Raw genomic sequence first — 11,563 nt, 5'->3', positions numbered from 1 at the left:
TGCGCTTCAGCGCTCTTAGATTATCTAAAAAAAGAGCGCCAAATCGCAACAACCAAGAACTTCTTCTAAAAGGTACGTAGTTGCGCTTCAGCGCTCTTATCCATATACAAACAAGAGCGCTAAAGCGCAACAACGTACTTAATTACCATACAATAATTTCTCCCATGGAAACAATCCCCAAAGTCACAGCCACAGAAGCCGCCTTAAAACTAATAGAATACCTCAAAACCCAGCACGGAGAATTGATGTTTCACCAATCGGGCGGCTGCTGCGATGGTAGTTCTCCCATGTGCTATCCCAACGGGGAATTAATCGTCGGCGATGGCGATGTATTGCTGGGAAAACTAGACGGTTGTCCCTTTTATATTGCAGCACAGCAATACGAACATTGGCAGCACACGCAGTTAATCCTAGACGTAGTACAGGGGCCCGGAGGCAGCGATTTTTCCCTGGAAGGGCCGGATGGAGAGCGTTTTATTACTCGTTCTCGCTTGTTTATCAATGTTGATTAATTGTATTTTGCCTCTTGTTTGGACTAAAGAAATTTTATTTGTATTGAACCGCAGAAGGCGCAGAAAACGCAGAGATAGGACTTACGAGAGCAGTCAGAAACCGGGTTTTTTACGAATATCCTTCGCCGCAGCTACAAAATTTAGGAAAAAACCCGGTTTCTTGGGCCTTGATGCGTAAGTCCTAAGAGAAAGAGAACAGAGAGATATCTTATAGATGTTGACAATCTAGGCGTTTTTTGCTAGATGTACTTTGTCTAAGGCAAGCGCGTTTCTTTAATAAATGAGATGCCATCAAAAATACTGTTTTTAAAGGCTTGAGTGCTGCGAACTCGGTGATTTTCGCTGAGTAATGTCATTGTTTCCATAAAGGTAATAAGGACGTTATCTTCAGTTTTATTTGCCCGAAAGCATACTGTTTCCTGGCCTGCATCCCAGGCGATCGCCGAAAAATCAGAATAACTGCTAGAATACAGTTTCAAAATCCGTTCTTCAAACTCTCCTTGAAAATTAAGCTGAACGCGAGAACCGTCTGAAAATTCATAATTGTTAACTTGTTGGTAGTGACTTCCTTGAATCCAGATGGTAAAATTACCGAAAAAGCTGCGAGAAAAATGTCCGCGAGTATCGGTCTTGATGTATTCTCCTTGCCAAGTACCAATATGACGGGTAAAAATTTCAGGTACTTTCTCCAAATCTGGAGAACTTACAGGGGTTACTGTATTTTCACGAATTACAGGATTGTTACTCATTATTTCCTCTCCAGTTTTTCTCGACACCTGATTTGCTTAAGACTGACGGAAAAATCAAGTTAATTTCATCATTAAACCACCCAGAGTTTGTTGATCTGTACTGCATTTAATTAAATTGTAAATTTCAATTTCATCTCCCCCTCTCCCCCTCTCCCCCTCTCTCTTTCTTAACGACGGCCAACTTTCTGACTAATTTCTCGGCTGCTGCGTTGATATTCGTGGACAATTGGGAGTCTTTCAGTTTGGAAGTTTTCCAGGGCTTCGGGAATATTTGCACTATTTGCGAGATGTTTTGCTAAATACAAACCATCTTCCCAACCGGAAGTCATTCCTCTGGCGCGTGTGGAACTTTTGGCGTGGGCTGCATCTCCAATTAAGATAACACGACCATCGTAGATTTTCGGTAGGGGGTCAATGTCATAGGAAAAACGACAGACAATATTTTCTAAAGGCGTTGATTCTATAAGTTTTCGGGCATCTTCTGGGAGTTTTGCTAGTTCTTCGGGAGGAATGGTAATATTGGTAGGTTGCAGTTTCCCGATTTCAGATTCAGTGCGCTCTTTTTCAATAAAGAAGCCCCAATGAGTGCGACCTCCACCGATGTGAAAGAAGTTGGCATAAATTCCCCGACCCCGTACATAAACAAAAAAGTTTCCTTCGGGACAGAAGCTGTTATCTTCGACTATTCCCCGCCAGACGACATCGCCTAAATAAAATAGTTCTACGTTAGGAACTATAAATTGACGGACTTTTGAGACAATGCCATCGGCACCAATTAATAGATCGCCTTCCCATTTTGTGCCATCTTTAAAGTGGGCGATCGCGCTGTGGTCGGTTTGGGCGATCGATGCCAATTCTGCATTAAAATGAATACACTCGGGGGGTAACTCGTCAAGGATTGCTTCTAATATAGCTTTGCGGTGTACCAGCATTGCTGGGACTTCGTTTTCTTCGTAGGTGACTGGCTCGGAATTGATGACACCGCCGCGCAGGTTGCGAAACTCAAATAATTTAACTCGATCGCCCGAGTTGATGATTTTTTCGGTAATTTGAGCGTTGCCTTGATGCAGTGCTTCCATACCTGCTTGCACGATCAGAATACCACAGCCATCGGTACGCGGATAGGGTGCTTTTTCAAACAAGTCAACTTTAAACCCTTGTTGAATCAGCAAAATTGCCAGATAAGCTCCTGATGTTCCTGCGCCGATAATACCTATCCTGGTCTGGGACGGAACCATTTGTGCTGCTCCTGATTTTAAGATTGCGATCGCTCCTCAACCAATATTATTATTACATAAAATAAGATTTGGGCTAGGTCTGGATGGGCGATCCTCTTTGAGGGCTTTGCTAACGAGCTTTTGGTGATAGCGACTGGTTTCAAGCAGCAGTTAAAATCAGTATCGGAAGTGATGCAGGATTAATAATTAATATTATGTCAGATCTAACGACCATATTGGTTTGTAGTGAGGACTTTAGTCCGCATCAAAGAGAGGACTGAAGTCCTCACTACGAACCGTTACTGATTGTGGTCAATTGACCGGACATAATATAATGGGTGAGTTGAAAATTATCGCACTCACAACTTAAGGCTGGTTTAAGCTTTAGGAGTGGTAATTAAAGCCAATTCAATTTTGTCATCAGGCTTTTGAGTGACTTTTGCGTCCAAACCAGGACCAAAAAATTTAGCTATTTTTTCTTGCTTTTCTTCCCAAAGTGCGATCGGCAGCAGCGGCGAATAAAACTCTAGAATTAAAGCATAAGCACCGTCAATATCAACTTCCCGCAAGCTTTGGAGGAGGGGGCGTTCCTCGTCAGTCGGGGCCATTCCCAAGCGTTCCAGAGCGTCATCTAAGTGGGCGGGTTGGCCGTAACGAAATCGGGTGATATCTTTGCGGACTTGGTTTTGAGTATCCGTGGCCTGACTTTCTCTCAACAGGAGAACTTCAGGAGAAGTCGGTTCGGTGAACTCCACTGGCTCGAGTTCGGCTGCTTTCAGGGCCAAACCTCCCAGCAAAAGGGGAATTCCATAAAAAAAACCGGCTAGGTTGAGGGTAGCTTGGTCGGTGAAGTAGGCATAGAACCCGACTACTGCTAAAATACCGCCCACCACTAAGGCTAGGCTTGCTAAAGAAATTTTACGTAACATATTAGTGAGGTAAGTAGCTGGAATCAACAATATACTTTAATTATTATCGGGCAAGAAGTCTGGAATAAATTTAGTTTTTTTGCCAAAATACCGGTCAAAACTGCTAGCATCTATGAGAGCGGGTTCTCTGTGCATCCACAATCTTGTCTCTAGCTTCAAAAAAATATCCCGCTTTCCCTCGCCGCGGCGCCACCGATAAATATCCGGTTAATTGGACGCCGTTGGTTCCAGAAGGTAATCGAGATCGGCAGTATCATCAAAGTATAGAGAGCGGCGATCGCGATCGACGCTCTTGCCCTTTCAACCAATTTTAGGACGTCAGGAACTCAGGGAATCAACGCCACTGAGCTTGTAAGAAATTACAAGCTGTTCTGACCAGACCCCTCGGAAGAGGAGACGTTATTTCCGCTCTGTCATCTGCAATTAAACAGTTTTAAAGTCACTGAAACAGTGTTGCAGGTCTAACAAGCCTTTATAACCAGGTCGAGGCGAACATTACCCCGCAAGGGAGAAAGGATACAACTGTATCGACCTTGGAGGGGCAACCATACCCCTCTAACCCCGAAAGGGGATTCAAGGCGGTTGAAACCGCGCCCGTCGTTTTCCTCTCAGGTCTAAAGACTTGCTCGTTTCCCACTTACCGAATATTTTTTATGATTAAAGACGAAGACAAACAGACTGCGGTCGCCAACAAGTCTGTTCTAGACCAGATTAACTCGCTCAAACGCGAAGATGAAAGGCTTTATAATATTTTAGCGATCGATGTCTGGGCCCTAGCCAAGACAATGGATGAATATCAACCTGGATTTTGGGCTGCTTTCATGAAAAACCGCGAGAAGGCCTTGAAGCGATTTTTAGCTGAAATGATGAAAAACAAACCCGCAGATAGCAAACGTCCGCCTTTCCTGCGCTAAAGTTTTGATGTACAATCAAACTATAACACAGACTCAAAAAAACCAGATCGCGCTCATCACTTCTATATAAAAATAGTAAAGGATTGGCGCCGAAAGGCACGTCGGTGAATTAAGAATTCTCGTCTGTTCGCAGGGGGGAAAGTCAAATATTTTTGTTAATACTAGCCAAGGCAAAAAACAATGGATGTACAGACAATCAAAGAGCGCGTAGCAGAAATCGAAGTCAAGCGGGAATCCCTCGTGCGGCTGTTAGATCGATCGGACTTGGGAGCTCTGAGAATTGATGTCAGTCAGGCGATCGAGGAAATTGATGATTTGTTAGAAGAATTTAAGCGCACTTTTGACAGTTGACAGTTGGCAGTTGACAGTTGGCAGTTGGCAGTTGTTAGTATTTGTAGGGTGTGTCGCTATCGATAGTATCCAAAAAAGATGAAAAATCGAGCGGGCGACGCACCAGCGACAATAATATTTGAGAAAACAACCTCAACCTCAATCGTTGTAGCAGCAATGATTTGTTGAATTGCTATTACTTATCGCGCCTTTGATTTGCATATTTCGGTGGGTTAAAAACTTTGTGGGGTGGGCATCTTGCCCGCCCTAAAAGTTAAAATTAAATGCAGTACAGCTTAATAACTAACAATAACTGACCACGACTAACTGCAAAATTTGACCGCTGTCAACTGTCAACTATCAACTATCAACTGACTAATTCATCGCCATATCCATCAAAATCTGCTGAGAGTTAACCTCCGGGTTATTAGCAGGTGGCCGCCGCTGAGAATAGTGTCCCCCAGGCTGCAAATCCCAAGCTTGACGGTTGTCCGCCAGCATCACACCGAGAATTTCTTGCAATTCCATTACTATAGTCGGATCTTCGACTTGGACGATCGCCTCAACCCGCCTGCTAAGATTGCGCTGCATCCAGTCAGCAGAACCAATATACACCTCTTCGCTGCCACGGTTGAAAAAATAAAACATCCGCGAATGCTCTAAAAAGCGGCCGATAATACTGATAACTCTGATATTGTCGCTAACACCCTCAACGCCCGGACGCAAACAGCAAATCCCGCGAATAATCAAATCAATTTTAACTCCCGCTTGCGAAGCTTCGTACAAAGCAACAATAATTTGAGGGTCAACTAAAGCATTCATTTTAGCGACAATCCGGCCGCAGCTACGAGTGCCGCTTTCCGCATTCAAGCGGCATTCGTCGGCCTCGCGGCGGATTAATGCTAAAAAACGATCGCGCATATTGACAGGCGCCACCAACAATTTACGATAAGATAGCTGTCGCGAATAACCGGTTAAATAATTAAACAAGTCTGTCAAATCCGCACCCAAATCCTCGCGACAACTCAACAAACCGACATCCGTATACAGTCCGGCTGTTTTGGGATTGTAATTTCCCGTGCCGATGTGGACGTAGCGGCGAATACATTTGTCCTCGCGGCGCACTACCATCACAACCTTAGTGTGGGTTTTGAGTCCCACCAAACCGTAAACGACGTGGACTCCTGCTTGTTCTAACTTGCGCGCCCAATTAATGTTATTTTCTTCATCAAACCGGGCTTTGAGCTCTACTAAAACAGCTACTTGCTTGCCGTTTTCCGCTGCTTGAATTAAGGCGCTGACGATCGGCGAATCACCAGAAGTGCGGTATAAAGTCATCTTAATCGCTAACACCGAGCGATCGTTCGCCGCCTCAGTAATAAACCGCTGGACAGTCGCTGCAAACGAGTGATAGGGATGGTGTAGCATGATATCCCCTCGACGGATGACCGTAAAAATATCCTCACCATCCTCAACATCCAACATCGATTTGCCTAAAATCATTGGCGATTCCGAATTCCGCAAGCGCGGCGGCACCACCGGAGTCCAAGGCGGGTCTTTGAGTTCCGGCACAGGCAGCCCCACAAAAGACATCAAATCCTTGAGGCCTAACAGCCCCTCCACCGCGTAAACATCCTGCTCGCCGAGATCCAACTCATCCATCAGCATATCTCGCAGCGCAAGCGGCATAATCGCTGGAATTTCCATCCGTACCGCAGAACCTGTAAACCGGCGCTTGCGGAGTTCCTGTTCAATCGCCAGCAGTAAATCATCTGCCTCATCTTCCTCGACAGTCAAATCGGAATTGCGAGTAATCCGAAATGGGTGATATTCCTGAATATCCATCCCCGGAAACAAAGCCTCTAAATTGTGGGCGATTACCTGTTCTAAAGGTACGCCCGTCCACACAGGAGTTTTGCCCCTTTGCTGCCACTGCAAATGGGCCGGTAAGGGCAAAAATCTCGGCAAAACCTGCGGTACTTTAACCCGCGCAAACAATTCCTCGCGGGTGTCGGGATCTCTGACAACTACTGCTAAATTGAGGCTGAGATTGGAGAGGAATGGGAATGGGTGGCTGGGGTCAACTGCTAGGGGAGTGAGTACGGGAAATACTTGTTCTTTGAAGTAACGGTGCAAGTAATTTCGTTGTTCTTGATTGAGGTCAATGTAGTCGAGAATGTGGATGCCGCTTGCTGCTAATTTGGGCCGCAGAGTTTGGTCAAAATAGGCGTGTTGCTGAGTTACCATCGGCAAAAGCCGCTTGTTGATGGCATCTAGCTGTTGTTGGGGCGTGCTACCATCGGAGGTTAATTTGGTGACTTTTGCTTCTACTTGCTGTCTGAGGGCCGCCACTCGCACCATGAAGTATTCGTCTAGGTTTGAGCTAAAAATAGCGAGAAATTTGAGTCTTTCGAGGAGGGGCGTGCGGGGGTCTAGGGCTTCGTGGAGCACGCGGTTGTTGAATTCTAGCCAGCTTTGTTCTCTGTTGAAGTAGTATTGAGGGTCGCTGAGGTTGATTTCGGTGTAGGTTTTGACTGGGGTCTTTTTTGGCTTGGACATGGTTTGCGGGGGTCTTGCGGGGAGGCTCGATCGTATCTTTACCATTAGTATTGCAGTAGTATTGGGGTAGCGGCGCAGTAGCGGGCGATTGAAATCGCGTCTAGACAGACAAAACCCGAACGAGCGAGGGGTTGGAGAGGAAGAGCGATCGAGCTTTATGATTTATGTTGTGTACGATCGCACATTTTGTATTTCTTGTTTGTTGCCGAAGCCAGATCCCCCTAAATCCCCCTTAAGAAGGGGGACTTTGATCGGATTCTTGTCCCCCCCTTATTAAGGGGGGCTAGGGGGGATCTGGCCTCGGCGACAAGCAGCAGTCTCTGAATACATCCGCCCCAACATCACGAACCAATCCCCCCAATCCAACTCTGCACGGCATTCAACAAATCATCTCCATCCACCGCAAAACCTGTTAGCGGCAATTCCAGCGGTGTATCGGTAATCCAGGCGATATGAATTCCCATGTGAGTGTCGGCGAGTTTGCGGGTGAAAGACGAAAGCGCATCTTCGCAGGGACAGGAGTGCAAAATTAAGGCGATGTGCTGTTTTTGCAGCCGATTTTTGAGTTGGGGAATTAATCGCTTGAATTCGGGGGCGTTGCGAATGGCGGGGATGTCTGTATCTGCGGGGAAGATTGTTTGATATAGTTGGGTACAGAGCTCTTGGGCGATCGCGCTTGTATCGGTTTCGCCTTCTAAGCCGCGTATGTTGAGGGGAACGGGGCAGGTTTTATCGGTGGATTGGAGTTGTTTGAGGAGTGTGGGGATATCTGTATTTTGTCGGTGGTTGTCCGGTATTGGGGAATTTGTGGGTTGAGTGTGCCATGCTTGATAAAATTCTGGGTAAGTCCTATTTTGGGCACAGGCCCAGATAATTGGGTAGCGATCTTTATAGCGATTAAAATCGTTTTCGTAGACTTCGGAATTTAGACAATCTTTCAAACCTGAGAGTGCGAGGACGAAGTGTTTACCTTTGATAATTTCCCCTAAGATATCTGCCGCTTGCCACCGGGCAATGTTATCATTTGAATTTCTGATTAAATCGACTAAAGTGGCGATCGCAACTACGTTATCTTTGCATATTTTCCCTAAGCTTACGGCCGCTCTCCTCTGGGTATTTTTATCCTGAAAAGTACCGATTAAATCGACTAAAGCTGAGATCGCAACTGAGTTATCTTTGTCGATTTTTCCTAAGCTATTTATGGCACTCCTCCAGGTATTATCATCCTCAGAAGTACCAATCAACTCCACTAAACCGGACATAGCAACTGGGTTCGATCCACCTATTTCTGCTAACTCTTTTACTACTTCTATCTGGGTATCTTTATCAATCTGAGAAGTACACATTAACTCCACTAAATGGTAAATCGCGCATTGCCCCCGATCCGTCTCTTTCAGTATGTCCCTTGAACCCTCTGCAATTGGATCAGAATATGTTTGCCACTCTTTCTTCTCCTCATTAAAATAACCAAATCCCCACTTAATAACCTGCGACACAATCTCATCAGCAAAACTACAATCCTTAAACTCAGCAATCCCCGCAGCCGCTAGAAAATACGCACGATAATTATAAAAATCACCACACCCATCCTCAAACTCAACCAACCTATTAATAAACCCTTCCTTCTTCTCCTTCCCTACCTCCTCACGCCCCAACCACAACAAAATAACCTCCTTCCACTGCTTCTCAAAAATCCGGTACACCCCAGTAGGGGCGGTGCCCCCGTGCCCGCCCTCTGGGGGAATATGATTCAAGAAAAAGTGCCAATCCTCAACCGCCAACGCCGCAAAATATTCCTGAAACGTCGGATGGTAAAAAGCATAAATCCCTTCCAGCGTCTCCCCATCCCTCGCCACTAAATTCAGCCAACCCAAACGACAAGCTAACTCAAACTGCGATGCACCCATCACCCGATATCCCACACTTTCTCGCAACTGAAACCGCGACGTTTCATTTAACATCCCTGAAAGTGCCAATTTCCCCAAAGCCGCATTCAAATCCTGCTGCTGAATCCAATTCAATTGCGGTTTTTTCCACTGATATAAAGTAGTCACAAACCGCTGATAAAGCTTAGCCTTAGTATCTGGCAAATCCCCATCCAAGGATTGCCAAGTGCCACACAATAACGAACATCTCAGGGGATTTTTTACTAAATCTCGAATTCGCTCTTTTCCTGATGCTGCTAATGCTTCGCGTAGCTGTTGAGAAAGCACCCCCCCAGCCCCCCTTGCTAAGGAGGGAGTTAGAGTTTCTTCTGTATTTTGGGCTGGGAAAGAAAGGGGAAGAGCCCCCCCAGCCCCCCTTAAGAAGGGGGGAGTTAGAGTGTCGCCTTCTCCTGTCGCCTGCGTTGAGAAACCGGGAGTAAGAGAGTCCCCTTCTTCTCTTGTCTCCCCCCTTACCAAGGGGGGGTTAGGGGGGGTTCCAAACTGGGGGTTAAGGGGGGTTCCAAACCACTTATCAATAAACATTTCCACCTGTTCGGGATAGGAAAACTCCAGAGTGCGATAAGTATCAAAACTATCCAACGCAGAGCCGATCGCATCCCAGACATTCTGCCGACAACTTAGCACAATCCGCGCCCTTTGAATACAGCCACCCGTCCTAATTTGCCGCTCAATTTCCGCCAAAGGATTCCCATCACCCACCGCCATCTCATCCGCCCCATCCAACACCAACCAAACGCGATCGGCATTAAACTGTGCTAAAAAATCATCCTTAATATCCGCCGTCGCCTCAGCCTTCCCAATTCTCTTAATTGCCGCCACCAACCAATTATCAAATAAATAGGTTTCTAATTCCTTCCCCTGCAAATCCGCCAAGGATACCCAAATTACCATAGCCTCCGAAATGCCCGTCGCTACCCAATTCGCAATCTGCCGCAACAGCGTTGTTTTCCCCGCCCCCGGTTCCCCAATAATTCCTAATCGCTTCCCATTGCTTTTCGGGCTAATTCCTTGCTGGATCACTTGTTCGAGAAACTCGCTATGTTCAAATGTTTGAGTAACTTCTTTTTCCCGGTACAAATCTGAACCTTTTTCAGCCCCAAGATTCTCGCGCTGCTGAGTCACTTTGTGCCGTTCCACCAATCCCAGCGGTACATAAACATCATCAATTTGATGGTTGCCAAAAGTTAGCTGATTGCTACTGAGTCGCTGCTGTTCTTTCTCGTCTAATATCTGCTGACAAATATCCCGCCAGTCAATCGGTTGGTAAACAATCCGGCTCTTTTCCACAATCTCCTCAAGCCAAGCATACATCTCTTGGGTTCTGCTATCAATCCGCGTTAAACTCTGCCCGGTAAAAATCTGAAAAACCTTGTCATTTTCCTTGATTTCCTGAGCAAAGTATGCAGATACTAAGGCAAACAATTCTTGCTCTAATTTTGTCTTGTAGGGTGCGACATCGCAATTTTCCAGGGCAAGTTCCAGCAGTTTTTGGTTGACTTCTGCTACCCGATTCTGCTTTAACTCATCTGTCGCAGTCAGCAGCAATTCTATTTCATCTAAACCCTCAATCGGAATCCCAGACGGGACTGTTTCTTTATCGACTTTTTCCAATTCAGATTTTAACTGCTTAATCTTCTTATCGAGCCATTCTAAATCTGGACGGTGTTGAGGTAAGTAAATAACGATTCCTTTAGAAGCCCTGCGAGATGGCTCAACCAATTCTTTATGACATTCTGAGGCGATTTGTTGTTGAGCTTTCAAGAAAGAACGTTTCAGCGCTTTTTCTAAATCGTGATTGACTATTTTCCCGTTTCGTGATACTTTTTTGATTCCGGTCAAACAAAGGTGCTTTGCTGCATCATTAACTTGAGTCCCCAATATGGCTTGCCACACGACTGTGAAAAGTCCTCCCAATAACGCAGCATCTAGCATTTGACAGTTTCTCCTAATTTCAGGCTCTAGGGGGTTAGTTTGATTGTAGGCGATCGACTTTATTTGCGATCGCACGAGTGGACAGGTGCGTCGCTCGCTCGATTTTTGATGTTTGGCTAAGGATTTTTTGTGGCGACACACCCGAATACTTGATTGTAGGCGATCGACTTTATTTGCGATCGATAGCTTCAGGAATTTGTCTGCTTAACAGTCACCGTCAGTTGAAAACCGAGTGGTAACTGCTCAAAAACCGCTGAAAAAATACAAAAACCGCTGGTAAATCAGTGAATAGGAAGGCTGGAACCACCTAAAATCGTTGGCTATCGTTCAGATTCTCGAAAATCACCAGCGGTTATTGAGTAGTTATATATAAACTCTAATTAGGGCTTGCTGAATAATTGATTGCCAACCAAGAGCAGGAGCGATCAATATATTCAAGCTTGGTTAAAGATAAGTTTTTTCTGTATCGAGTCGC

The 11,563-nt window shown here is 45.7% G+C and carries 9 protein-coding genes; 4 read left to right on the top strand and 5 right to left on the bottom strand.

What is annotated here, in order from left to right; translation table 11 throughout:
* The first annotated feature begins 164 nt into the window (after window positions 1-164).
* Window positions 165-512: a DUF779 domain-containing protein gene (locus tag JGK16_RS03610; protein WP_293174493.1), complete on the top strand. Its 348-nt coding sequence runs from the start codon at window positions 165-167 to the stop codon at window positions 510-512.
* A 254-nt stretch (window positions 513-766) separates the two neighbouring features.
* Here the strand turns inward: JGK16_RS03610 and JGK16_RS03605 are convergent, their stop codons facing one another.
* The 3 genes from JGK16_RS03605 to JGK16_RS03595 form a co-directional block, all read right to left on the bottom strand.
* Window positions 767-1,261 carry a hypothetical protein gene (locus JGK16_RS03605; RefSeq protein WP_293174490.1) on the bottom strand — a complete coding sequence of 165 codons (495 nt, stop codon included), beginning with the start codon at window positions 1,259-1,261 and terminating at the stop codon, window positions 767-769.
* A gap of 167 nt (window positions 1,262-1,428) precedes the next feature.
* Entirely contained in the window at window positions 1,429-2,499 is a 1,071-nt protein-coding gene (locus tag JGK16_RS03600; protein WP_293174487.1) for an FAD-dependent monooxygenase, read from the bottom strand.
* A gap of 356 nt (window positions 2,500-2,855) precedes the next feature.
* Window positions 2,856-3,407 (bottom strand): DUF2854 domain-containing protein, encoded by a 552-nt coding sequence (locus JGK16_RS03595; RefSeq protein ID WP_293174484.1) that lies wholly within the window; start codon window positions 3,405-3,407, stop codon window positions 2,856-2,858.
* 143 nt (window positions 3,408-3,550) lie between these two features.
* Between JGK16_RS03595 and JGK16_RS03590 the strand changes: the two genes are divergently transcribed.
* From JGK16_RS03590 to JGK16_RS03580, 3 genes are all read left to right on the top strand, one after another.
* Window positions 3,551-3,721, top strand: coding sequence for a hypothetical protein (locus tag JGK16_RS03590; RefSeq protein ID WP_293202777.1), 171 nt, complete (start codon window positions 3,551-3,553; stop codon window positions 3,719-3,721).
* Between the two features lie 339 nt (window positions 3,722-4,060).
* Complete coding sequence (locus JGK16_RS03585; protein ID WP_293174481.1) at window positions 4,061-4,321, top strand: hypothetical protein; 261 nt, start codon at window positions 4,061-4,063, stop codon at window positions 4,319-4,321.
* Window positions 4,322-4,501: 180 nt separating this feature from the next.
* A complete protein-coding gene (locus tag JGK16_RS03580) occupies window positions 4,502-4,672 on the top strand; it encodes a hypothetical protein (RefSeq protein ID WP_293149374.1) in 171 nt (56 codons plus the stop codon).
* 354 nt (window positions 4,673-5,026) lie between these two features.
* Here JGK16_RS03580 and ppk1 read toward each other — a convergent pair whose 3' ends face one another.
* Together ppk1 and JGK16_RS03570 are read right to left on the bottom strand one after the other, a co-directional pair.
* Entirely contained in the window at window positions 5,027-7,210 is a 2,184-nt protein-coding gene (ppk1, locus tag JGK16_RS03575; RefSeq protein WP_293174478.1) for a polyphosphate kinase 1, read from the bottom strand.
* A gap of 341 nt (window positions 7,211-7,551) precedes the next feature.
* The gene (locus JGK16_RS03570) at window positions 7,552-11,229 is read right to left on the bottom strand and encodes a HEAT repeat domain-containing protein (RefSeq protein WP_293202774.1); all 3,678 of its coding nucleotides are present in this window, start codon (window positions 11,227-11,229) and stop codon (window positions 7,552-7,554) included.
* Window positions 11,230-11,563: the final 334 nt, after the last annotated feature.

Origin of the sequence: Microcoleus sp. PH2017_09_SFU_O_A (assembly GCF_020738625.1) — a bacterium.
Taxonomy (GTDB): domain Bacteria; phylum Cyanobacteriota; class Cyanobacteriia; order Cyanobacteriales; family Microcoleaceae; genus Microcoleus.
This window is presented reverse-complemented; position numbering and strand designations above follow the sequence as displayed.